Source organism: Mucilaginibacter sp. (genome assembly GCF_028288185.1).
Classification (GTDB): domain Bacteria; phylum Bacteroidota; class Bacteroidia; order Sphingobacteriales; family Sphingobacteriaceae; genus Mucilaginibacter.
In genome coordinates this window covers 104,948-130,077 of sequence record NZ_JAQBOF010000037.1, presented here as the reverse complement: position 1 = coordinate 130,077, position 25,130 = coordinate 104,948, and the positions used below count along the sequence as shown (strand labels likewise).

The window sequence follows — 25,130 nt, the reverse complement described above, 5'->3', positions numbered from 1 at the left end:
TTACGTAGCGATGTTTAAACTCGCTCAAAAGCCGAGAAGAAAAAGCTTCCTTCTATTTCAGCATTCTCATCAGAATCTGATCCATGTACCGCGTTTGCATCAATTGATTTTGCAAATAAGTTACGGATTGTTCCCTCTTCGGCCTTTGTAGGATCAGTTGCGCCAATTAGCTTGCGATAATCATCAATCGCATTATCTTTCTCTAATATAGCAGCTACAATTGGCCCTGATGACATGAAAGAAACCAGGTCTTTATAAAAACCACGCTCTTTGTGGACGCTGTAAAACTCGCCCGCTTTTTCTGCGCTTAACGCGGTTAGCTTTAAAGCGACTATTTTAAAGCCGCTTTTGGTTATTTTATCTAAAATTGCACCGATGTGGCCGTTAGCAACAGCATCAGGCTTAATCATTGTAAAAGTTTTGTTACTTGCCATTTGTGTTTTTTAATTTGGTGGGCGCCATGTTAGGCGTATATAAATTCCACCTTTGTATATAATTGTGCAAAAGTAGGGTTTTGCAACCATAGGCTAAAGCTTTTTTCAATTAATTATGAATGCTTTAATATTAAATTACCTAGCTTTGCAACTCTTTTTTAAAAATTGATGTTAGATACTGCCGCGCTTAATAACCTATTGGCTCAACCCCAAAAAATAGTTATCACTACCCATCATAAACCTGATGGGGATGCTATGGGTTCGTCATTAGGATTGTATAACTACCTGATACAGCAGGGCCATCATACCACGGTAATTGCGCCGACGGATTATCCGGATTTTTTAAGCTGGATGCCGGGTAATGAAGAAGTTATTATCTATACCGAAAAAACAGCGCAGTCTGCAACCTTAATTGCTGATGCAGATATAATTTTTTGCCTGGACTTTAATAATCTGAGCCGCATTAATGAAATGGGCGAGTTGGTGCGTGCAGCAACAGCATATAAAATAATGATAGATCATCACCTCGAACCGGAAGATTTTGATGATTACCGCCATTGGGACATTAACGCCTGCGCCGCGGCACAATTAGTATACAGCTTTATTGTTGATATACTTGACAACAAAAAATTGATCAATAAAGATGTTGCCACCTGCCTTTATACAGGTATAATGACAGATTCTGCATCTTTCAGGCTACCTAATACTACATCGGCCGTGCATAGAGTTGTCGCTGACCTGATTGATACTGGTGCGCCAAACTCGCGCATACATGAGTTGGTATATAATAGCGCGTCCGAAAATCGTTTACGCTTTTTGGGCCATTGCCTAAGTAACTGCCTTGAAGTTTTGCCTGAATTTAATACAGCAATTATTACCGTTAACAAACACGATCTGGAAAAATATGACGTTAATACCGGCGATACAGAGGGCATAGTAAACTACGCGCTATCAATTGCAAGTATACGTTTAGCGGCGTTTATAGTAGAGCGAAATGATAAAGTGAAACTTTCCTTACGTTCGAAGGGAGATTTTCCTGCAAATGAGATTTGTAAATTGTACTTTAGCGGCGGCGGCCACAGAAATGCCGCCGGCGGGCAATCTACAGCGAGCTTGCAAGAGGTTGTAAATCAATTTAAACTAATTTTACCCGAATACAAAAAACTATTAATTCAATAAAAAAATGAAAAAAAATCTGATGTTTTTAGCACTTGCCGCTATTGGACTGGCAAGCTGTAATGGTGGATACAAGAAAGGCGAGAACGGAATGTTATATAATATATATACAGACAAATCTGGTCCTAAAATTAAAGAAGGCGATTTTATATTGGCTAATTTGGTTATTAAAAACGATGCCGACTCTGTATTGCTGAGCACTTACGATCAGGGCCGCCCATCGCCATTAATTTTACCTAAACCACAATATAAAGGTGATATTTTTGATGCAATGACATTGTTTGCCGAAGGCGATAGCGCTACGGTTAAATTGAGTGCCGATAGCGTATTTAAAAAACAACCTAAACCACCGGGCTTTAAAGGCAAATATTTAGTATACGATATAAAAATTGTTAAAGTAGTTGCTAAAGGAAAAATGAGTGATGGTGTATTTCAGGCAGCCATTACTAAATACATGGAAGGTTTAGGTAACGCAGAAAAAGCCGCAGAACCAGCTAAAATTAAAAATTACGTTGCCGACAAAAAATTAACTGTTAACAAAACCGACTCAGGCTTATACTATGTTATAACCAAACCAGGTGTTGGCGCAAACGTTGCAAATGGCGATACCGCACTTGTAACTTATACCGGCAGCTTATTAAGCGGTAAAGTATTTGATACCAGTATTAAAGACGTAGCTGTAAAAGCAAAACTAGGCAGTTTAGACCAACGCCCATACACACCGATAAAGGTTGTAATTGGACAAAAGAAAGTTGTTGCAGGTTGGGAGCAAGGATTGTTATTGTTAAACAAAGGCGCTAAAGCCACTTTAATTATACCATCAAACCTTGGATGGGGTGCAAATGGCGCAGGCCCAATACCTCCATATTCGCCTGTTGTTTTTGATGTTGAAGTGGTAGATATTATTCATCCAAAACCAGGTTCAGCGCCTGCACCGGTAACAGCTCCGGCTCCATTAAAAAAATAAATATAAATAACATTATACAGCCTTCCCTTTAACAAGGAGGGCTTTTTTAATTATGAAAAAATATCTTTTATACATTTTTATCACAGTATTGGCTGTAAATGCTAATGCCCAGGATGGTTTTGAGCGTACTGCAAAAGGCACTCAATATAAAATGCTTACCCACAATACCGGCGACAGAATAAAGGTTGGTGATGTTGTTACTTTTAACTTCCTGCAAAAAACCAGTAAAGACTCTGTACTGTACAGCACCTATCAAACCGGTAAGCCTGCACAGGCGCAGGTGCAATCAACCGGCGATTTGATGGATGTATTGCCGTTGTTAACTTTAAAAGATAGTCTGATGGTACGTATCCCCGCCGATACTATATTTAAAGGTCACGAGGAACGTCGCCCGCCATTTTTGCCCCCGGGCAGCAACTTGTTCTTTATACTAAAAGTAGAAAAAGTACAATCGCTAACCGAGGCCATGGCCGACAGGGACAAAGAAATAGCTGCCGCGAAAGCCGAAGGTGCTAAAATTGAGGCGCAGGAAGCTGTTAACGCAGACAAATACATAGCCGATAATAAATTGGTAGTAAAAACAACCCCATCAGGCTTAAAGTACAAAATTACTAAATTGGGTACCGGGCCTAAACCAGTTGCAGGTGATACCGTTTATGTAAATTATTTAGGGCATACCTTAGACGGTAAGGTATTTGACACAAGCATTGAAGCCGAAGCTAAAAAAACAGGTTTAGCACAGCCTGGCCGTGTTTATGAACCTTTACACTTTGCCTTGGGCACAGAGGGCATTATTGCCGGTTGGAATGAAAGCTTTCCGTTACTTAATGCGGGTAGTAAGGCTACGTTGATAATTCCTTCAAAATTGGCTTATAAAGAAAATGCAGCCGGCCCGGGTATACCGCCATACAGCACTTTAGTTTTTGATGTAGAATTGGTAAAGGTTAAAAAAGGACCAAACGCTGCTACACCTGTTAAAAAGGCCATTACTAAATCCACAGTAAAAAAACCGGCGGTCAAAAAGCCCGTCGCAACTAAAAAGAAACAATAAAGAAAAAGCCTTTCGATTAAACCGAAAGGCTTTTTTAATTTTGCAGCATGATATTAACCGATACGCACACACATTTATACTATCAGCAGGACGATATTAAACGGGCCGAATTGATACAGCGCTGTATTGATAACGATATTACCCGCTTGTTTCTGCCAAATGTTGATGCCGAATCTGTAGCGCAGGTATTTGGTTTAGCTAATGAATATCCCGGCATGTGTTATCCCATGTTAGGAATGCATCCATGTTCGGTAAAGGAGGGGTGGGAACAAGAACTGGCTATTATCCGCGATAGCAAACAAAACAATACCATATATGCCATTGGCGAAATTGGCATTGACCTTTATTGGGACAAAACAACGCTGGCGATACAAGTAGAGGCTTTTATACAACAGATTAACTGGGCAAAATCATTAAAGCTGCCTATTGTGATACACTGCCGCGAGGCTTTTGATGAAGTATTTGAGGTGCTGGAGCAGGAAAAAGATGATGACTTGCATGGTATTTTCCATTGCTTTACCGGTAATGCAAAGCAGGGCCAACAGGCTATTGATCTTGGTTTTTACCTGGGGATAGGCGGCGTTGTTACCTATAAAAATGGCGGGCTGGATAAAATATTACCTCAATTTGATTTAAGCCATATCGTTTTAGAAACAGATTCTCCGTATCTTTCGCCCGTTCCACACAGGGGGAAACCCAATGAAAGTTCTTATTTGATCTATGTTGCTCAAAAAGTAGCGGAGATATATCAAACGGATATACAAACAGTAGCCAATATAACAACCGCCAATTCCAAGCAAATTTTTGGTGTGTGAGGATGATATTTAATTACGCATAATCCCGACTTAATGAGCCAGATACTCATCATCTATACCGGTGGTACAATAGGTATGATGACCGATCCTGTAACCAAGGTGCTTAAACCCATTAACTTTGAACAGATAATGGATAACGTGCCTGAACTGGAGAAACTTAATTGTAAAATTAAGGTGCATTCGTTCGAGGAGATCATTGACTCATCAAACATGAACCCCGAGATATGGAGCGAGCTTGCCGGTTTAATTGAAAGCAATTATGATGATGTTGATGGGTTTGTAATTCTTCACGGATCTGATACTATGGCCTATACCGCATCGGCGTTAAGTTTTATGCTGGAGAATTTGGCTAAGCCCGTAATTTTTACCGGGTCGCAATTGCCTATCAGCGCTATCCGTACGGATGCGAAGGAAAATCTGATGACGGCTATTGAAATAGCCAATGCAAAAAAGAACGATCGTGCACGGGTACCTGAGGTTTGTATCTATTTTGATTATAAACTGTTTAGGGGTAACCGCTCATTTAAATATAATTCATCAAAGTTCGAAGCATTCCGGTCGCCAAACTACCCAATACTTGCCGAGTCTGGCGTACACCTGCGCTTTAGTGTTAATGATATTAGACAACCTGTCGATGCACCGCTGATCAAGCATAAAAACCTGGTTAACGAGGTGGCGGTACTAAAACTATACCCCGGCATTAGCCCTAAAGTTGTAGAGGCCATTTTAAGTGCCGATGTACGCGGCATTGTAATGGAAACCTTCGGTGCCGGCAATACCACAACCGACCAGTGGTTTATAGACCTGCTTAAAGGTGCCATAGACAGCGGCAAAGTGATCCTTGACATATCCCAATGTAAAGTAGGTACCGTGGAGCTTGGCCGTTACGAAACCAGCAAGCATCTAAAAGAAATTGGTGTCGCCAACGGTTATGACATGACCTTTGAGGCAGCCGTAACTAAAATGATGTACCTATTGGGCCAGTTTGATGACCCTAAAGAAGTGAAACGCTTGTTAGAGGTTGATTTAAGGGGTGAGTTGACAGTGTCGTAAATTTAAGGGGCATACTCTACATTGCTTATAATCGCACTAAGGTGGAAGAAGTTCTAAATTAGTGGATTGGAGATGCCGGAATTGCAGAAAATAATAACCCGTTTTTTATCCCGGTTTTTCAAAATTTTTTTGGCGAAATAATTAATTTTTTTTCAATTTTTTGTTGGTAGATTTCTGATTAATAGCATTTTACAAAAAATCACCGATAGTTGCCATATATGCACCTGCAGCCACCATTTATGCATGTTTAGTTGCCGTATAGCTACCAAAATCCACCACTTTTTACAACTTTTTATGCATACTCATTGGTGCGTTAACTGCAGCCATTCCGCCGGTTAAAAAACTTAACTCAAAATGTGGTGACAAACCAGCGCCACCATTCTATTGAGCGATGTTGCCTTAATTTGTAATGATAGCCAAGTATGACCCTAAAGAAGTAAAACGTTTGGTAGCGGTTGATCTAAGGGGTGAGTTGACGGTGTCTTAGCATTTTATAGTGTAGCGCTACACCTGCTACGCCCGCTACAAAATTTAAATAATTAATTTCAATAATTTCCCCGCGCGTCATCGCGAACGAGGTACGAGTGTGGCGATCTCTACACGCCAGGTAACAAATGTTTTCTTATTTTGCAGTATGGTTTTCAAACGAGGTGGCTGTGTTTATATCGTGACTAACAAGATGCATACTGTTTTATATATCGGTGTTTCGTCTGATATAGTCGGAAGAATATGGGAGCACAAAAACAAAGTTTATCCCAAAAGTTTTACTGCCAGATATAATTGTGATAAGTTAGTATATTATTATTTCTATCCACATATTGAGGAAGCGATCGCTGCTGAGAAATCTCTGAAAGACAGAAGCCGGACGTACAAGAATAATTTGATAAGCGAATTAAATCCTGGTTGGACAGACCTATACGATTCAATAACTGAATAGTGTCTACCTGTCGTGTAGAGATCACCACGCTGCGCTTGTTATGACGTGGTGGTAAGTGTTATTCTCCCTCAAACTCATAATCCCGTTCCACCTTACAGATTCGCACTTTATAATTAGCATACCATTTCTCGCGGCCATATTTTTGGGCGATCAAATGATCGGTATTGGCTTTCCAGTTGCGGATAGCTTCAAGCGATTGCCAGTAAGATACAGTTATTCCAATTTCGTTTCGGGCGGATTCAATGCCTAAATAACCTTCTTGCTGTTTGGCCAGTTCGTCCATAGTATCAGCCATGGCGGCATAACCGTTATTGCCTTCGGTGCGGATTGAGGTAAATATTACGGCGTAATAGGGTGTTTGCGGGGTTTGGGCGATCATGTTTTGATGTGCAAATGTGTGGATATGCAAATGTGCGGATAAAATTAATATGTAATATGTTAAAATCCTATTAACAAAAAATGTGCAGACAATTCATCATTATCTGCATATCTTCCCGTTAGTCAGGATTTTCAATTGGGAGCGTTCGAAAGATTTAAATCATAAGAAGCGTAGCTTCGCACCATATTGTAGCAACGGATTTTAATCCGTTGAAAATTGAAACAAAAACGAGTCGAAGAACCATAGGTTCGGTCCATATTAAAAAGGGATAATTCGCAAGCTACATTATAATATGTATCGTGTCTACGACACTCATTATTAAGGGGCATATTCTCCAACGGGTTAAAACCCGTTGCTACAATACATGTCGAGCCGATGGCTCTTTAATCTTTCGAACGCTCCCAATTGAAAATCCGCACTAACATATATTAACAAAAAATGTGCAGACAATTCATCATCATCTGCACATCTTCTTATCTGCATATCTGCATATCTGCACATCAGAAAATCAAGTTCCGTATTCCGGCGTTGTTACTTCGCTTTCTTCAAACTCATAATCAGTTAATGGCGGGCATGAGCATATCAGCGTTCTGTCGCCGTAGGTATCATTAACCCGGCCTACTGACGGCCAGAATTTATAGGCTGCAACATAAGGCAGCGGGAAGGCTGCTTTTTGGCGGCTGTATGGATGTTCCCATTCGTTACCTGTAATAACGCTCACGGTATGCGGCGCGTTTTTAAGCGGGTTATCTGTTTTGTCTGATGCACCAGCTTCAACAGCGGCAATTTCTTTACGGATAGCTATCATCGCATCGCAAAAACGATCCAATTCATGTTTTGGCTCTGATTCCGTAGGCTCGATCATTACCGTACCCGCAACCGGGAACGATACTGTCGGCGCATGGAAACCATAGTCCATTAAACGTTTAGCAATATCAACCACCTCAATACCTGCTGCTTTAAATGATCGGCAATCCAGTATCATTTCGTGAGCGCAACGGCCATGCGAGCCGGTGTATAATACCGGGTAATGACTCTCTAACCTTGTTTTAATATAGTTGGCATTAAGTATGGCGTATTTAGTGGCGTTGGTTAAACCATCGCCGCCCATCATCGCTATATAAGCATGCGATATGATGAGGATAGAAGCCGAACCCCAAGGCGCTGCAGATACCGCGTGGATAGCTTTACCATTGTCGATATCAACAACGGCGTGTCCCGGTAAATACGGAACAAGGTGTTTAGCCACACCGATAGGGCCCATGCCCGGGCCGCCACCGCCATGTGGTATACAGAATGTTTTATGCAGGTTTAAGTGGCAAACATCGGCACCAATATTAGCGGGGCTGGTTAAACCAACCTGCGCGTTCATGTTAGCGCCGTCCATATAAACTTGTCCGCCATTATCATGTATGATCTGGCAGATATCAATAATAGATTCTTCAAAAACACCGTGGGTTGATGGATACGTAACCATCAGGCAAGAAAGCTCCGCGCTGTATTGCTCTGCTTTTGCTTTCATGTCGGCAACGTCAATATTTCCGTTATCATCGCATTTAACAACTACGATCTTCATGCCTGCCATTGCTGCAGATGCAGGGTTGGTACCATGTGCCGATGATGGGATCAATACGATGTTACGGTGATGATCGCCACGGTCATGATGATAAGCGCGGATAACCATTAGGCCCGCGTACTCGCCTTGCGCGCCTGCATTTGGCTGCAAGCTCATGGCTGCAAAGCCGGTGATCTCGCTTAGCCAGCGGTTCAACTCATCAAATAATTGCATGTAACCACCAACCTGGTCAACCGGTGCAAAAGGGTGCATTCGGCTAAACTCGGCCCAGGTAACTGGTACCATTTCGGTAGTAGCGTTTAGTTTCATGGTACATGAACCCAGTGCTATCATCGAATGGCAAAGCGAAAGATCTTTAGTCTCTAAAGATTTAATATAACGCAGCATTTCATGTTCTGAATGGTGCGAATTAAAAATGCCATGCGTTAAATAAGCTGATGTACGTTGCAGATCAGCAGGGATAACTGTGGTTAAATTAGCCTGCAATCCGTCAAAATCAATAGCGGCAATGGTTTTGCCTTTTACTTTAGCAAATAGGCGCACCAAGGTTTTTATATCATCAGGCGATGTAGTTTCATCAACAGAAATAGTAACTACCGATCCATTATAATTCAGGTTGACCTCGTTGTTTAAAGCTTCCGAGTGGATAGAACCAGCCAGATCGCCCAGATCAAACTTAACGGTATCAAAATAAGCTTCGTTTAATTGTTTAAAGCCTAAAGCGGTTAAGCTTTGTGAAAGTAATATTGCCAGCCCGTGCACACGTTCGGCAATCAGCTTTAACCCTTTAGGGCCATGATATACCGAATACATACCGGCCATAATAGCCAATAAAGCCTGCGCGGTACAGATGTTTGAAGTTGCTTTATCTCTGCGGATATGTTGCTCGCGGGTTTGCAGCGCCATACGTAAAGCGTAGTTGCCCGCGCTGTCAATAGTAACACCAATTATACGGCCCGGTATAGAGCGTTTGTATTCGTCTTTAGTTGCAAAAAATGCAGCATGCGGACCGCCAAAGCCCATTGGTACACCAAAGCGTTGGGTGCTACCCACTACAATGTCAGCACCCCATTCGCCCGGAGGAGTTAGGAGAACCAAGCTCATAATATCGGCAACAACGGTTAACTTAATGCCTTTTTCGTGGCCTTTGGCCGCAAAATCAGCATAGTTATAAACAGCACCGTGGCCGGCTGGATATTGAACTATGGCACCAAACATATCATCAGTTAACTTAACCGTACGGTGGTCGCCAATTTGCAGGGTAATGCCATAAGGCTCTGCCCTGGTTTTTAAAATATCTATGGTTTGGGGGAATACTTCTTCTGATACAAAGAAGGTTTTAGCCTCTTCTTTTTTACGCAAGGTATATTGCATAAACATGGCCTCGGCTGCCGCGGTGCCTTCATCTAATAAAGACGCATTGGCAATTTCCATCCCGGTTAAGTCAATAACCATGGTTTGGAAGTTTAACAAAGCCTGTAAACGGCCTTGTGCTATCTCTGCCTGGTACGGGGTGTACTGGGTGTACCATCCGGGGTTTTCTAATATATTACGTTGGATAACACCCGGTACAATAACATCATAATATCCCTGGCCAATGTAGCTGCGATAAACTTTGTTTTTTGATGCTGTTTGTTTAAGATCTTTTAAGTAGGTAAACTCGCTTTTTGCAGCTGGCAGGTTAAGCGGATTTTTCAATCGTATTTTTGCCGGTACCGTTTGCGCTATCAGCTCGTCAAGCGTATTTACGCCTGTAGCTTTAAGCATTTCTGCGGTATCTGCCTGATTAGGTGCAATGTGCCTGCCCTCAAATTTTTCCTCGTAAGCGGTGTTTAATGCCATGAAAAGTATCTGTTATTGTATATCGCAAAGGTACAATTTTACCCGTTGACAATCAATTTGATAACCAAATAGTAACCCTAAAATTACATGGGAAATTATATTTGTTTTGAGGCTTAAAAGGCAGAATAAAATATATCTTTTTGATGCTGTAACTTTGGTTTTAAACCAGTTGCCTTAAATACATTTGGATAGTATTTTCTAATCCATAATATAAAGCGTCTGTTATCAGCGCATGGCCAATGCTAACTTCGTCAAGCGCAGGTATATTTTCGGCAAAATACTTCAGGTTATTTAGGTCAAGGTCATGCCCGGCGTTAATGCCTAAACCAACTTTTTGCGCAGTTTCGGCAGCTTTAATATAAGGTGCTATGGCTTTTTCTTTATCCTGCAAGTATTGGTGCGCATAGGCTTCGGTATAAAGTTCTATACGGTCGGTGCCGGTTGTGACGGCGGCTTCAACCATTTCAACTACCGGGTCAACAAAAATAGAAACACGGATACCGGCATTTTTAAAGACCGCTATCATTCCTTTTAAATATTGTTGATTTTTAATGGTATCCCAACCATGGTTTGAAGTGATCTGCCCCAGCACATCAGGCACTAATGTTACTTGCTCTGGTTTGTTAGCTAATACCAGGTCAATAAATTTTTGTTCCTCGCAATTACCTTCAATATTAAATTCGGTAGTAACTGTTTTTTTCAGTTCAAAAACATCATTGTAACGGATATGCCTTTCATCCGGGCGGGGATGCACGGTTATGCCCTGCGCGCCAAAGCGCTCGCAATCTTTTGCAACTTGTATCAGATTTGGGTTGTTACCACCGCGCGAATTACGCAGGGTAGCTATTTTATTGATGTTGACAGATAACCGGGCCATATTATATCACTATTTTGGAAGCGCAAATATCATTATTAGTTAACTAATAGTATTAAACAATTTAATGGTTATTTAGTTACCATATCAACCTAATAATTAACTCCTTGTGTTGTTTAAAGTTATATAACGTTGTTGTCTGTAACAATTATGGTATTAATAAGCTAAATGGCATTAATAATGTAACAATAGTATTAAGGTTAATTATTAAACGTAATTTAAATTGAACATTTGCGTCTGATATGTTTTTTAGCATATTTAATTATTAAAATATGAGTACCATAAATCTTATGAAATATATATTTACACCTCTAATTTTTATTGTTTTATTTGTTGGCAATAGCTATGCACAAACGGGCCGCGGGGTCCAGGGAAAGCTAATAGATTCTACAAAACAATCATTGCCCGGCAGTACTGTTAAGTTAAAAACCGACCTTGGTGATAGCACTCAGGTAGCTACCGATATAGATGGAAAATTTAGTTTTTTAAATATAAAAGGCAGCAAAATAACACTCACTATATCATCGTTTGGTTACCAGGGCGTTATAAAGCACTACTCTTTTTCGCCAACAGACAACAATACGTTTGTTATCCCCCCAATAATTTTAAAAAGCGAAGCTAAGCAACTTAAAGAGGTTACTATTGTTGGCGTTAACCCAGTTAAATTTAAAGAGGATACGATTGATTATAAAATTGCAGCCTATCCGGTACGTGAAAACGCCCCGGTTGAAGACGTTTTAAAGAAAATGCCGGGCGTTGATGTTGACGCGAATGGCAACGTTAGCGCGCAGGGAAAATCAATTACTAAAGTGCGTATTAACGGTAAAGATTTTATGGGTGGCGATGTACAATCGGCCACAAAAAATATCCCTGCCGATATCTTAGAGAGTGTACAGATAATTGATGATTACGGCGACCAGGCTAACCTTACAGGTGTTAAAACCGGCGAGCCTAACAAAATATTAAACTTTACTATTCGGGCTGATAAAAACTACGGGTACTCTTTACAAGCAACTGCCGGTGCTGGTAAAGATGCTTTGCCTGCAGCACCGGGTATAACTAATGAGAACCGATACATAGGTTCTGTAAACTTGTTCAATTTTAAGGGCAACAGGCAGGTGACAGTTTTAGGCAATATCAATAATATTAATTCAAACACCTTCAATTTTGGCGGTGGCGGCGGTGGTGGTAATAATGGCGGCGGCGGTGGTAACCGTGGCGGCGGCAGGCAAGGTGGTGGTAATACCGGTTTAGCCAGCACTAAAGATGGTATTACTATCGCACGTGCAGTAGGAACCAACTATCGCGACCAATGGGGTAAATTCATATCTGTATATGGCAGCTATAGTTTTTCTGATAACTCTACATTTACTAATAGCAACACATTACGTACCAATAGCGGTTTGGGTACTACCACCAACAATCAAACATTAGCAAATGATAACCCTATAAACCACAGGTTTAATTTTAACCTTGAGTACAAGCCCGATACGATAAACTATTTAAAAATATCACCTTCATTTACTTATGCAAGTACAAACTCATCGTCTTTAGAAGATGTACTTTCAAAAAATTCGGGATCGGTAGATAAAGCATACAAAACAAATATTTTAAGTAATTCAACATCGCCTAATTTTAGCATTAATGCTTTATTTAATCACCGTTTCGCTAAAAAGGGCCGTAACTTTAGTTTGTTTGCTAATGCAAGTACTGCCCAAACAACATCTTATAATAATCCGGTAGCAACTTACACTGTTGGTTCGCCAAATGTGCCGGCTAACCAGGTTATCAATACAAATAATCATACCACAACCTACGGTGGCAACATGTCTTACCTGGAGCCAATTGGTGCTATATCTTATCTGGAATTAAACTATAGTTTTAATCATTCTTATACATCAAATGATAAAGAAACAGATACCTTATCTGCAGCCAATACTTTTAACAACTACCAAAAGCTAAGCAATAATTACAATTACACTTTTGTAACCAACAGAGTTGGTCTTAACTACCGTGTTATTGATATTAAATACAATTATACTTTAGGTATTGGTGTGCAGCCGTCTGTTTTAGATGGCCGTTCAATAACCAACAATATAAATACCCATAAAAGCCAGCTAAACTACATACCGGCTGCACGTTTCATATATAATTTTTCACGAAACGAGTCATTGAGCTTTAATTATAACGGGTCAAGTAGTCAACCATCTTTTAACCAATTGCAACCGGTTGTCGATCTTTCAAGTGCATCATATCCGGTACAGGGTAACCCCGATCTGGAACAACAATTTGTTAATAATTTTTCGTTGCGATATAATTCATTTGGTATAGCATCAGGCAATATCCTGTTTTTAAATGCCTCGTTTAACAAGATCGATCATTATGTAGCAACCCGTACTACCAGTTACAGAACACTTAGCTCTGCTGTAATTACAGCCAACCCTGATCTGAAAGATTTTTCGAATACTACTTTAACAAGATATTTAAATGCTGATGGTTATTATTCAGCATCGGCACAAGCATTATATTCAAAACCTTGGAATGAGCGTAAATATACAGTAACCTTTAACGGTAATATTAGCTATACAAGGTATCCTGCATTTGTAGATGTTGTAGATGCTAATGGCATACAATCGCCAACATTAGAAAACCTGGCAAAAACATTAACATTTACTCCGGGCGCACGGTTTAGGTTAGACATAACCAATGTAATTGATGCCCAGGCAAGCGCTAATTATTCTATAAGCAAAACCGATAACTCTTTAGCAGGCACAAGTTCATTAAGCCAAAACACCAATATAAGGGCGTTAACTCTTGGTTTGACAGGTAAAAACTATTTTGGCAACTGGACATTCAGTTATGATTATGCAAAACAAATAAACGCTGGTTATACTATACCTGTAACTAATCCTAATATATTGAGCGCTTATTTAGAGCGTAGGTTCCTGCCACAAAACAGAGCTACTTTACGTATGGCTGTGGTTGATCTGTTTAATCAAAATACCGGATTTTCTGTGGCCAGTGATGGCAGCAGCACAACCCAAACCAGTGTTAACAGGTTGGGCCGTTATTATATGTTAACGTTTGCGCTGCGCTTGCAAAAGTTTGCAGGCCGTGCACCAACACAAGACGGTGAATTTAAAAGAGGCGATGGCGGTGGACGTGATCGTGGTGGTGATCGCCCTCCACGTGGTGACAGGCAAGGTGGCGGTGGTTTCGGCGGTGGCGGAAATGGCGGCGGCGGTTTTGGTGGCGGCCCTCAATAATAATCTAATCATCTAAAACGATAAACCAAAAAAGAAAACCCCCGGCTATTAATAGCCGGGGGTTTTCTTTTTTGGTTTATGTTGGTTAGGCAACAGTGCTTATTACGCGCTCCAGTTCTTCCAAATCAAAGGGTTTAGCCAGGTAAGTTTCGGCACCGGCAAAGTTGGCCAATAACTGAATATCGCTGTTTGCCGAAAAATAAATAACCGGTATACTTTTAAGGTCATCAGTTTTTTTTAGGGTCTGTGTAGCAATAATGCCGCCTGCATCAGGTATCCAGTTATCCATCAGTATAACGTCAGGCATTATGCCCGATACCCGCTCGGCTATTGAATTACAATCTGTAAAGGTGTGTACTTCCCACCCTTTTTCTTCTAAAATATAGTTACAGATAGACAATATATCCTCATCATCATCAAAAATAATGATCTTCCGTTTGGTATTAATATCGCTCATAGGCATATAAAAGCTATTGGTGTGAAGCTATATATAACTATAATAGAAAACAAATGTTTTTGTTTGAGATAAATTTAATAAAAATGAATAAGCTAAAACCGGATATAAACTGAAACAGAGACCTGTTTATTCCTGTGATTTATATCAATATAATTACGCTTCAACTCTCTTCGGTTCCAAACGTGTGCTTATGCTGATCCTGTTCCAGACATTAATCACCGTAATAGCTATAATAACTTTAGCCAGATAATGTTCATCTAATACGCTGGCAGCTTGCTGATAGGTTTGGTCTGATACTCCTGCATGGCTTATCAACGTCACTTCCTCGGTAAGAGCAAGTATTGCCTTTTCTTCCTCCGTAAAAAAAGAGGTATCGCGCCAGGCATTTAAAACGTAGATGCGTTGCTCGGTTTCGCCGGCTTTGCGGGCATCGCGGGTATGCATGTCCAGGCAATAGGCGCAGCCGTTTATTTGTGACGCGCGTATTTTTATCAATTCAAAATGTGTTTTACTGATGCCGCCATTGGCAACATAGTTTTCTAAACCCATTACTGCTTTATAGGCATCGGGTTCTGCTTGCAGAATATTTATTCTTTTACTCATGACTGTATGTTTTTTATACATGCAAAGGTGAGCATTAAACAGGTTGCAAAAAGTTAATCAGGATTAAGAAATGAGCGGTGAGGCGATTACTCACCCGATCATCACTTCGCTCAATCACCCTCTCTTTCGCAAGCGAGAAAGAGGGGTTTAGCCGTAATTTATTAACCATCTTTCCGCCAAAGGCGAAGAGAGGTCGCCTAGCGCAGCGTAGGTGGGTTGAGTAACCGCTGCCTTACTTCTTCGCCCTTATCTTACTCAAAAACTGCGGTGTAAAACCTAAGTACGATGCGAGCATATATTGCGGTACGCGTTGTAAAAAGCCAGGATAGCTGGTACTAAACAAACGATAACGCTCTTCGTCCGTATAGTCAAGAATGTAAACTATCCTGCGTTGGGCAGCCGTATAGGCCCGTTGTAATATTTTTCTGAAATAAGTTTCTAACTGAGGTATAGCATGGGTTAATTCGGCTTGCGTTTCCTGTGTCCAGGCAATTACTTCGGCATCCTCAACCGCCTGTATATAAAAGCCTGATGGTTTTTGGGTGTCAAGGCTATCATAATCAGTTATCCACCAGCACTCTAATCCAAATTGGGTTATTTGCTCCTGCTCTTTTTTGTTGATGAAGTATAACCGCAAAAGCCCCTTGCTTACAAAATAATTGGCCTTACATACTTTGCCCGGAATTAATAAAAACGCCTTTTTTTTAATGGCGGTAACCTTGAGTTTTGAGCAGATCAGGCCGGCCTCATCATCGGTTATAGCTACGTACTTACGTATGTGTTCCAGCAGGATGGTGTACATACCTAAATATTTTAATTATTTTTTAATCCAAGGCGATGATTAGTGTAATCAAGCAGGTATTCATTGCTCAGGAAAAAGTCTATACTGAAAATGGTACGGGTATCGTGCGAGTAAGACGGATTTTGAACTTGCGTTAAGTTATAATTACTGCTGGTAGTGTATTGGTAGCTAAAGCCCTGCCCTGTTGTTATAGCTACCGTTGTATTTGCAGGTAGAGCTGCCGAATTAGTAGTAGCCGCATTGTTTTCAATAATAGTAGTTGCCGGTGTGCCGGTATCAAATAAAATAGTACCCGGTATGCTTTGCCCGTTATAAGTTATGGTTGAGGCAATGTTGGGCGAGTAGCCGCCTATGGCATTATAAGTAAGTGGGTGCATTATAAAGCCTGATGAATTAAGATCATTAGGTGTTAAGCCAATATAAAGCAAGCCGGGAGTATAAGTTGCAGTGCTGCTAAAATTTGCAGAGTTAAGCATTGCCAAACGGAAACCGCTGGCAACATTATTGGCCATTGAAAAGTAACTCAACGGACTGGCTATTTTGCGGCTGGTGGCGCTAACTCCAGGGCCGACGCCAAAAACATCGGCCGAGTGTGCCGCCAATTGTTGATTAGTAGTGGGATTAACAATTTTATAATATAAAAATATAGGTATGCGTGGGGTTACTAAATTACCGTTACCATCGCCAATGGTTACTTTTGCATAAGCCAGGTTACCATACTCTTGTATAGAGCCGTCAACACCACCATAGGTTATTATAGCCTGTTGCGAAGTAATAGTAATGCCGCTTACGTTTACTGAGTCGCCGACTATCTGGAAACCGTTTGAAGTGATCATAGATGCGGGTATAATTCCGTTAGCATCAATAGTCATCCCGGTAGACCCGGTATCAAATACTAAGCCATAGTTAACAGTGGTTATATCTCCCAGTTTTGAAACAGCCATAAATATGCGCCTGTTGTTGCCGCTAGCTTGTTCATACAAACCCAATTTTGCAAAATTAACCGGCTCGATAGAGGGGGGTGTTACTTGCGGGTCTTTTTTACAGGAAACCACCAATAGTATTAAAAACAGTAAGGACAATAAAGTGGGTGGATGCCCTAAGTAACTTTTTCTCATTCTTGTATTTTACGTTGTACAATAATAGGCAATAACGTTAATTTAATACCTAACTGTATAACAACGTATTAAAAATAAATTTAATTATATTTATAGGGGCTAAATAATAAAGACGATATTTAATTAATACTTAATTTAGCCTGTTAGTAGATATTAAATATTAAGCGTAAATAAATGCAGTTTAAACTGTTTAGAGCCATACGTTAAAAAAATATTTATTAATTTCCAGAATTAAACCTATAAGCAAAAGACTATATAATTAACTTCTGATCGGCTTAGTTTTATAAAACTTTTTGGTGAAACATACCTAATTGTTTTGTCGTTTAAGGCTTACCTTTTTAATAATAACTATTGATATTCTTTTTTATAAACAACAAATGGATGGTGGTATAAATAAAGAAAACCCGGAAGTAAGACTAAGAGCATTTAGGGCGATTGATGAGCCCGAAACCTGTGCTTTATTTATCGAAGGACATACCAAAGTTTTAACCAGCATTGGTGTAACCAAGGTATCATACAGTAAAAACAAATGGGTAAACAACCCTGCTGTTTTTGTTATGGTCGTAGAGTCGTTAGACAGGAAGCGGGTTTTTGGTGGTGCACGTGTCCATGTATCAGGCGGAACAGAGTTTTTGCCTATTGAGATGGCAACAGGTGCTATTGACCCCGAAATATATAACCTGGTTTGGAAATTTGCAAAATATGGAACCGGCGAACTTTGTGGATTATGGAACTCGCGCGAAATTGCCGGGTACGGCGTAGGTAGTATTTTTTTAATACGCGCGGCGGTTGTTATTGCGCACCAGATCGGCCTTCAATCGCTATTTGCACTATGTGCGCCCTATACTGTAAAGCCGGTACAAACGGTGGGTATGGAGTTAGAGGACAGCATTGGCAACAATGGAACATTTTATTATCCCAAGCTTGACCTGATAGCTACAGCCATGCTATTGAAAGATGTACCTGAACTTACTAAAGCCCATCCCGAAGAAAAGGCAGCTATAATTAAAGTAAGAGAGAACTTAAATACCGTACGCACCGAAGAATTAAGGGGAAAGAAAATAGTTATACATTATGAAGCTAAAATACCTAACCTGGATCAATGGGATCTGAAACAGACTATTATCAATGCCGAAAAGAACCTGTTAAGTGCCAAAGTGACCAAAAAAGAGTGGGATTTTATTTAAAAAAAGTTTAGCAACAAAGAAAGAATAACAATTTAATGAAGAATTTAACCAGCCTGGTTGCCGGTACCAACCAATTAAAACAAATACATCAGCCGCAAATATTACGGCTTAATAACGCGGTGGATAAAGAAGTATTTAATGACCTGCTTGCCGGTGAAAAGGTACCATTTGTTACTGACGAAATGTATGGCCAGTTATACGAGCTAATAAAAAGCAGGAACCCATCCATAAAAATACCGAAAGAAGAATACCCCAACCGTATCAATGATTTTTTAAACGGGACAGATATAAATGAATATGGTGCATGGGTATATTATCCATGGAGCCAACGCCTGGTGCATATTTTGGATGAAGATGAGTTTATTGAAGTACGTACCAACCGCAACCAATATAAAATTACCCGTGCCGAACGGGATATATTAGGCACCAAAAAGATCGGTATAATTGGCCTTTCGGTGGGGCAATCCATAGCGTTGACGTTAGCTATGGAGCGTGGATTTGGCGAACTACGCCTGGCCGATTTTGACGAATTGGAACTAAGTAATTTAAATCGCATACGTGCCGGGGTGCATAGTTTAGGATTACCGAAAGTGGTTGTTACCGCCCGCGAGATTGCCGAAATAGACCCGTTTTTAAAAGTGACTTGCTTTTTTGACGGCTTGACGGATAAGAACATGGACGATTTCTTCTTGCAAAATGGCAAGCTTGATATTTTGGTAGATGAGTGTGATGGGTTGGATGTAAAAATAAACTCGCGTATTAAAGCCCGCGAGCTTAGGATACCGGTAGTAATGGATACCAGCGACAGGGGCATGTTAGATGTGGAACGTTTTGATTTAGAACCAGACAGGCCCATACTACACGGCACGGTTGAAGGTGTAGATACTTCAACAATTAAAGAATTAACTAACGAGGAGAAAATACCCATTATATTACAAATGCTGGGTATTGAAAATGTGTCGTTGCGCATTAAGGCATCTATGATAGAGGTAGAACAAACCATTAATACCTGGCCGCAATTGGCAAGCTCGGTAGTGTTGGGCGGTGCGGTTGGTGCCGATGTTTGCAGGCGTATTTTACTGGATCAGTTTCATGACTCAGGCAGGTATTATGTTGATCTGGACGAAATCGTAGGGGATAGAAACCCCAAGCCATTTGTTACGCAAGTACCCAAAAATCCATTCTCGCCAATGCCGGTTGATGAGATGCGTCTACTCGCACAAAAATATCAGCCTAAAAATAATTTAAATACCGTTGACCTTGATGATAATATCATCGTTGAGTTGGTTAATGCAGCTTGCGCTGCCCCCTCAACAGGTAATGACCAGCCGTGGAAATGGTTGTATCATAAAGGTACACTGTTCCTTTATCATGACGAGTATCGCTCTTTCTCATTTGGTGATTTCCAAAAAACGGCATCGTTCATATCATTTGGTGCCGCTTATGAGAATTTAAATATTCATGCCCTAACATTAGGCCTGGAACCTGTATATGAGTTTCTGCCTAATGAACAGAACGAAAGGCTGGTAGCCGCTATCCGCTTCAAAAAAGCAGAAAGCCCAAAACCCGAACTGATTAAATTAGATCGGGCTATTTATAAGCGCCATACCAACCGTAACCCGGCACCCAAAACTGCCATACCAGTTAGCATCATTGAGCAGTTGGGCGGCATTGCCGAAACTATCCCCGGCGCTAAGTTTCAGTTTTTTACTGATGAGGATACACTAAAAGAATTAGGTACGGTTATTGGTGCCTGCGATAGGGCGCGGCTTTTAAACCCGGCCGGGCATAATGATTTTATCAATCATGAAATGCGCTGGACATCAGAAGATGCCGAGCGTACAAGAGACGGCATCGACACCAAAACACTGGGTTTTACCAATTCGCAATTAGCGGCTCTAAATATCATCCGGAACGAAAAAGTAATTACCACCATAAATAAACTGGAGGGCGGCTATGGCTTTGATGGGTTGGCGCATAAGATAATTAAAACAGCATCGGCTATATGCATGATCACCCTACCCGAATATAACCTGGCAAACTTTTTTGAAGGCGGCCGCGCCATGGAACGTTTTTGGCTGGAGGCAACTAATCTTAATTTGGCGGTACACCCGGTTATCTCACCATTTTACCTGTTCTCAAGGATATTGCATGGCAATGGCGAAGGATTAGATGCCCGCGCTATTAAAGAACTTACAGAACTAAGGAAAAAATTTGATAAAATAGTGAACTTAGGCAATAACCGGGCCGAGGTGTTTTTAACTAAAATAGCTATAGCCGAAGAACCGGTATTAAAATCGCATAGGTTACCTTTAGAGCAGGTATTGGTATTAAATAAGTAATGATTAATATGAAAAACTTCTACTTGATTGTATTTGCTGTTCTTTCTGTCTTTTTTACAAAGGTAAATGCGCAGCAGGTAATTATTTTTAAAGGCCAGAATTTAGTTATCGGTAAAAATGTAGCCATACTGGAGGACACTACCAATAAACTTGATATTGACGAAGTACGCAAATCAACAAAGTTTATACCATCACAAACCCAGGTACCCAATCTGCAGTTAAGTAAATCTGATTTTTGGTTGCGGTTTATTATAAAGAATGAAAGCGCAAGCAATCAAATGCTGCTTAATCTGGAGTATCCTACACTGGATGTATGCGAGTTTTATTACCCTGTTAATGGTGTATATAAAATGGAAAGATTAAGTGATAATGACCCTTTTGCAAAAAGAAAATATAAGCACCAGGATTTTTTATTTGATATAAACACATCCAAAGATAGTATAGGTACTTATTATTTAAAAGTACAAAGCGGCCAGGAAATGGTACTGCCAATTGTATTGGGCACACCACAAAAAATAGCCGAATCAAAACTTACCAATGATATGTTATGGGGTTGCCTTGTAGGCATATTGCTGGTAATGATGCTTTATAACTTGTTCGTTTACATCTCAACTAAAGATATCAGTTACCTGTATTATGTATTGTATACGTTGTTTATAGGGCTTACTCAAACTACGCTATCAGGCTATACTTATCGGTTCCTTTTCCCTAATTCGCCGTTATTGTTTAACAACTGCATAATAATATTCCCTGCATTGGCGGGTATTTCGCTCATGCTTTTCTCCCGCTCGTTTTTAGGAATAAAAGACAGGATGCCTGTAATGGGGTATATATTTAAAGCGGTTATAGTAATGTATGTTATAGCCATAGGTATAAGGCTTTCCGGCCATCCGTTAATTGGTTACCGGGCCATTGATATTTCTGCTTTATGTTTATCACTAAGCATTTATGTTGCAGTAATTACGCTTTCTATAAAGGGCTATAGGCCGGCTAAGTTTTTTGCATTGGCATGGACTATATTTTTAGCGGGCCTGATATTATTTGTATTGCGTAATCTGGGTATATTAAGCTATAATAACTTCACCAATAATACCATGCAGGTGGGCACAGCTATCGAAGTAACTCTGCTATCGCTAGCTCTTGCAGACCGTATAAATGTTTTTAAAGCCGACAAAGAAAAATCACAAGAAGAAACGGTGCGGGTATTGCAAGAAAATGAACGCATTATACGTGAACAAAATGTAGTGTTGGAATTAAAAGTTGAAGAACGTACGCACGAGTTAAATGAATCATTAGAAGATTTGAAACAGACACAGTCGCAATTAGTCGAGTCAGAAAAAATGGCGTCACTCGGTCAGTTAACTGCTGGTATTGCGCACGAAATTAATAATCCTATCAATTTTGTCACATCAAATATTAATCCGCTTAAACGCGATGTTGAGATGATACTGGAAGTGATGGCAACTATTGAAAGCGTGAGCCAGTCTGACCTGCCGGCTGAGGAGAAGAAGAAAAAGATAGAAGAATATAAAGAGGAGATAGATTTTGATTACCTGGTGGTGGAGATAAGGCATTTAATAAAAGGTATAGACGAAGGGGCATCGCGTACAGCTGAGATAGTTAAGGGACTTAAAATATTTTCGCGCCTGGATGAGGATGACCTTAAAAGAACAAATCTTAATGAAGGATTGGAATCAACACTGGTTGTTGCCAATAATTTATTAAACAATAATATAAAAGTGATAACAGAATTTGGTGAACTGCCATTGGTAGAGTGTTACGCAGGAAAGCTTAACCAGGTGTTTTTAAATATTATATCAAACGCTATATATGCTGTTGAAAGGAAGTTTGGTGATAAGACAGGCGGCGAAATAAAAATAAACACAACTGCCGATGACGAAAGTGTAATTATTACCATAGCCGACAATGGAATAGGTATGAATGAGCAAACACTAAAAAAGATGTTTGAACCATTTTTTACTACTAAAGAAGTTGGCGAAGGAACTGGTTTAGGGATGAGTATAGCCTATAATACTATTAAAAAGCATAATGGGCAAATTACAGTTAACTCTGACCCGGGTAAAGGCGCAGCACTTATTATAAAGATCCCGGTTATTTTTGACACAAAAGTTGTTTGATTTTCGTAAACAGATAATCCTATTAAAATTGATTGAACCAAATACTAACTGCACATAAAACTCACCACAATGGCAGAGAAAATTAAAATACTGTATATAGATGATGAGATGGATAATCTTACAGGTTTTAAAGCTACTTTAAGACTAGATTACCAGGTATTCACTGCAGTAACCATCCCCGTTGCATTAGAGCACCTGGAAAAACATCCTGACATAAGAGTTATATTTTGTGATCAGCGTATGCCCGTTAAAACCGGCGTTGAGTTTTTTGAAGAGATTAGAGTTACCCATCCGCTACCCATGCGGATATTGATAACTGCTTATACTGATATTGAGTCGGTTATTGATTCTATAAACAGGGGTAACATCTTCAGATTTGTTAAAAAACCATGGGTCGAGGCCGAAATAGTTTCTGCTATTGAGGAAGCAAACAAGTTTTACCAGGCAAATTCTATGCTCTCTATAAAAAATGAAGAGCTGCAAAGAGCCTATAATGAGTTAGATAAGTTTGCTTATAGTGTAAGTCATGATATACGTGGCCCATTATCGGGTATTTTGGGTGCCATAAATGTTGCCCGGGATATGCATGATATAACAGAAATGAAGGAAATGCTTTTTTTAATGGAGAAATCATTGAAAAAGTTAGACACCTACATCCTGAGTATGCATGATTATTACAGTTTGCAACGCGGCGAATTGCATATAGGCGACATTGACTTTAAAAAGTTGATAGATGAATTTAAAGACATTTATAAAGCTTTTTCTAATACGGCCAGTATAAATTTTAAAATAAATATAAACCAGCGCGAGCCTTTTAGAAGTGATACTGTACCGCTAAAGCTTATTTTGAATAACCTATTATCAAACGCGTTTAAATACCAAAATAAAAATAACGATGCCAAAATGGTAGAGTTAAATATCGAGGTACATAGAGGCGTAGCCACAATACAGGTAAGCGATACCGGTATTGGTATTTTAGGCAATCATTTAGGCGAGATATTTAACCTGTTTTACAGAGCCAGTTCGCAAGAAGCAGGATCTGGCTTTGGTTTATATAATGTTAAAAGTGCGCTGTTAAAACTAAATGGCCAAATAGAGGTTAACTCTGTTTTAAATAAAGGAACTACTTTTAAAGTAACTATTCCTACTAAATAAAGTGTCGCATGGAATTGTCATTTATTATTATTGATGATACCGAACTGGATCATTTTATTGCCCGAAAGGTGATTGCGAATGCAAACAAAAACTATAGTATTAAAAGTTTTTTAGATGCCCCGCAAGCGCTGGCCTATATCCAGGAGGATAACCATGATGAAGATGCAAAGATCATACTGGTTTTCCTGGATATTTATATGCCGTTGATGAACGGTTTCCAGTTTGTAGAAGAATTTGAAAAATTAGATCAAGCCATACAGGATAAATACTATATAGCAGCACTCACCTCATCGATAGAGATATCCGACATAAACAAGATCAACTCTTACCGATCATTCAGAACACGGATAACTAAGCCCATAACAGCCAATGGTATAACCCAACTGTTAAATAAAATAGCTACAGAATTTGGAATAGAATTGGATTAAAGGTTTACGACAGCAATTTTTGCCTTAACAGAAACTCCAACTGATCATTGGACGTACCCAGTTTTTCATTCTCTTCTTTCAATTTCAACTTTTGCAGGTAAGCATCATACGCCCGGGTAATGGTCATGTCAAGCTCTTCCTCGTTCCATGGTTTGGTAAGGTAATGAAATATTTTGCCTTTATTAACCGCGTCAACAACCGCCCCCATGTCAGCATAACCGGTTAATAAAATACGCATTGGATCCGGAAACTTTTCAATAACCTTCTCTAAAAACTCAACCCCTGTCATATTAGGCATGCGCTGGTCTGTAATAATTAGGTGTACGGGTTTTTCTTCCAGAAACTTTAAGGCTTCGTTGCCGCTAATTGCAGTAAATACCTGGTATTTTATGCGGAAAGCTGCTTTAAAAGAAAACAGGTTGTTTTCTTCATCATCAACATAAAGGATTGTTATTTTTTTATCGGCCATTAGGGATTGACTTTTAAATAAATGATAACTGTTAAACGTATAATAAGATCGTTTCTTACTT

21 protein-coding genes are annotated in these 25,130 nt (G+C 39.9%); 12 read left to right on the top strand and 9 right to left on the bottom strand.

From position 1 onward, the window contains the following. Positions 1-14: 14 nt before the first annotated feature. On the bottom strand, positions 15-434 hold the full coding sequence (locus tag JWQ34_RS17295; RefSeq protein ID WP_299359366.1) for a nucleoside-diphosphate kinase: 420 nt from the start codon (positions 432-434) through the stop codon (positions 15-17). 168 nt (positions 435-602) lie between these two features. On the opposite strand from JWQ34_RS17295, the gene JWQ34_RS17290 reads away from it, so the two are divergent. From JWQ34_RS17290 to JWQ34_RS17265, 6 genes are all read left to right on the top strand, one after another. Continuing rightward, positions 603-1,613: a DHH family phosphoesterase gene (locus tag JWQ34_RS17290; RefSeq protein WP_299359365.1), complete on the top strand. Its 1,011-nt coding sequence runs from the start codon at positions 603-605 to the stop codon at positions 1,611-1,613. A gap of 4 nt (positions 1,614-1,617) precedes the next feature. Then, on the top strand, positions 1,618-2,577 hold the full coding sequence (locus JWQ34_RS17285; protein WP_299359363.1) for an FKBP-type peptidyl-prolyl cis-trans isomerase: 960 nt from the start codon (positions 1,618-1,620) through the stop codon (positions 2,575-2,577). 52 nt (positions 2,578-2,629) lie between these two features. After that, positions 2,630-3,628: an FKBP-type peptidyl-prolyl cis-trans isomerase gene (locus JWQ34_RS17280; protein WP_299359362.1), complete on the top strand. Its 999-nt coding sequence runs from the start codon at positions 2,630-2,632 to the stop codon at positions 3,626-3,628. Between the two features lie 47 nt (positions 3,629-3,675). After that, entirely contained in the window at positions 3,676-4,443 is a 768-nt protein-coding gene (locus JWQ34_RS17275; protein WP_299359360.1) for a TatD family hydrolase, read from the top strand. A 33-nt stretch (positions 4,444-4,476) separates the two neighbouring features. Then, complete coding sequence (locus JWQ34_RS17270) at positions 4,477-5,496, top strand: asparaginase (RefSeq protein WP_299359358.1); 1,020 nt, start codon at positions 4,477-4,479, stop codon at positions 5,494-5,496. A gap of 634 nt (positions 5,497-6,130) precedes the next feature. Beyond that, the gene (locus tag JWQ34_RS17265) at positions 6,131-6,433 is read left to right on the top strand and encodes a GIY-YIG nuclease family protein (RefSeq protein ID WP_299359356.1); all 303 of its coding nucleotides are present in this window, start codon (positions 6,131-6,133) and stop codon (positions 6,431-6,433) included. 58 nt (positions 6,434-6,491) lie between these two features. Here JWQ34_RS17265 and JWQ34_RS17260 read toward each other — a convergent pair whose 3' ends face one another. The 3 genes from JWQ34_RS17260 to JWQ34_RS17250 form a co-directional block, all read right to left on the bottom strand. Continuing rightward, on the bottom strand, positions 6,492-6,812 hold the full coding sequence (locus JWQ34_RS17260; protein ID WP_299359354.1) for an antibiotic biosynthesis monooxygenase: 321 nt from the start codon (positions 6,810-6,812) through the stop codon (positions 6,492-6,494). Between the two features lie 508 nt (positions 6,813-7,320). Continuing rightward, a complete protein-coding gene (gcvP, locus tag JWQ34_RS17255) occupies positions 7,321-10,230 on the bottom strand; it encodes an aminomethyl-transferring glycine dehydrogenase (RefSeq protein WP_299359352.1) in 2,910 nt (969 codons plus the stop codon). Between the two features lie 160 nt (positions 10,231-10,390). After that, positions 10,391-11,107 (bottom strand): pyridoxine 5'-phosphate synthase, encoded by a 717-nt coding sequence (locus tag JWQ34_RS17250; protein ID WP_299359350.1) that lies wholly within the window; start codon positions 11,105-11,107, stop codon positions 10,391-10,393. A 287-nt stretch (positions 11,108-11,394) separates the two neighbouring features. On the opposite strand from JWQ34_RS17250, the gene JWQ34_RS17245 reads away from it, so the two are divergent. Further along, complete coding sequence (locus JWQ34_RS17245; RefSeq protein WP_299359348.1) at positions 11,395-14,370, top strand: outer membrane beta-barrel protein; 2,976 nt, start codon at positions 11,395-11,397, stop codon at positions 14,368-14,370. An 85-nt stretch (positions 14,371-14,455) separates the two neighbouring features. On the opposite strand, the gene JWQ34_RS17240 is transcribed toward JWQ34_RS17245, so the two are convergent. From JWQ34_RS17240 to JWQ34_RS17225, 4 genes are all read right to left on the bottom strand, one after another. Further along, positions 14,456-14,827 (bottom strand): response regulator, encoded by a 372-nt coding sequence (locus JWQ34_RS17240; RefSeq protein ID WP_299359346.1) that lies wholly within the window; start codon positions 14,825-14,827, stop codon positions 14,456-14,458. Between the two features lie 153 nt (positions 14,828-14,980). Next, positions 14,981-15,430 carry a carboxymuconolactone decarboxylase family protein gene (locus JWQ34_RS17235; protein ID WP_299359344.1) on the bottom strand — a complete coding sequence of 150 codons (450 nt, stop codon included), beginning with the start codon at positions 15,428-15,430 and terminating at the stop codon, positions 14,981-14,983. Between the two features lie 232 nt (positions 15,431-15,662). After that, the gene (locus tag JWQ34_RS17230) at positions 15,663-16,232 is read right to left on the bottom strand and encodes a Crp/Fnr family transcriptional regulator (RefSeq protein ID WP_299359342.1); all 570 of its coding nucleotides are present in this window, start codon (positions 16,230-16,232) and stop codon (positions 15,663-15,665) included. Positions 16,233-16,243: 11 nt separating this feature from the next. Then, positions 16,244-17,350: a hypothetical protein gene (locus tag JWQ34_RS17225; protein ID WP_299359340.1), complete on the bottom strand. Its 1,107-nt coding sequence runs from the start codon at positions 17,348-17,350 to the stop codon at positions 16,244-16,246. Between the two features lie 377 nt (positions 17,351-17,727). On the opposite strand from JWQ34_RS17225, the gene JWQ34_RS17220 reads away from it, so the two are divergent. From JWQ34_RS17220 to JWQ34_RS17200, 5 genes are all read left to right on the top strand, one after another. After that, positions 17,728-18,537: a hypothetical protein gene (locus JWQ34_RS17220; RefSeq protein ID WP_299359338.1), complete on the top strand. Its 810-nt coding sequence runs from the start codon at positions 17,728-17,730 to the stop codon at positions 18,535-18,537. Positions 18,538-18,572: 35 nt separating this feature from the next. Further along, positions 18,573-20,879 carry an Rv1355c family protein gene (locus JWQ34_RS17215; RefSeq protein ID WP_299359336.1) on the top strand — a complete coding sequence of 769 codons (2,307 nt, stop codon included), beginning with the start codon at positions 18,573-18,575 and terminating at the stop codon, positions 20,877-20,879. A gap of 8 nt (positions 20,880-20,887) precedes the next feature. After that, a complete protein-coding gene (locus JWQ34_RS17210; protein WP_299359334.1) occupies positions 20,888-23,017 on the top strand; it encodes a 7TM diverse intracellular signaling domain-containing protein in 2,130 nt (709 codons plus the stop codon). Between the two features lie 69 nt (positions 23,018-23,086). Next, on the top strand, positions 23,087-24,172 hold the full coding sequence (locus JWQ34_RS17205; protein ID WP_299359332.1) for a hybrid sensor histidine kinase/response regulator: 1,086 nt from the start codon (positions 23,087-23,089) through the stop codon (positions 24,170-24,172). Between the two features lie 8 nt (positions 24,173-24,180). Further along, positions 24,181-24,600, top strand: coding sequence for a response regulator (locus tag JWQ34_RS17200; protein WP_299359330.1), 420 nt, complete (start codon positions 24,181-24,183; stop codon positions 24,598-24,600). Between the two features lie 4 nt (positions 24,601-24,604). Here the strand turns inward: JWQ34_RS17200 and JWQ34_RS17195 are convergent, their stop codons facing one another. Beyond that, on the bottom strand, positions 24,605-25,069 hold the full coding sequence (locus tag JWQ34_RS17195) for a response regulator (protein WP_299359328.1): 465 nt from the start codon (positions 25,067-25,069) through the stop codon (positions 24,605-24,607). Positions 25,070-25,130 lie beyond the last annotated feature (61 nt).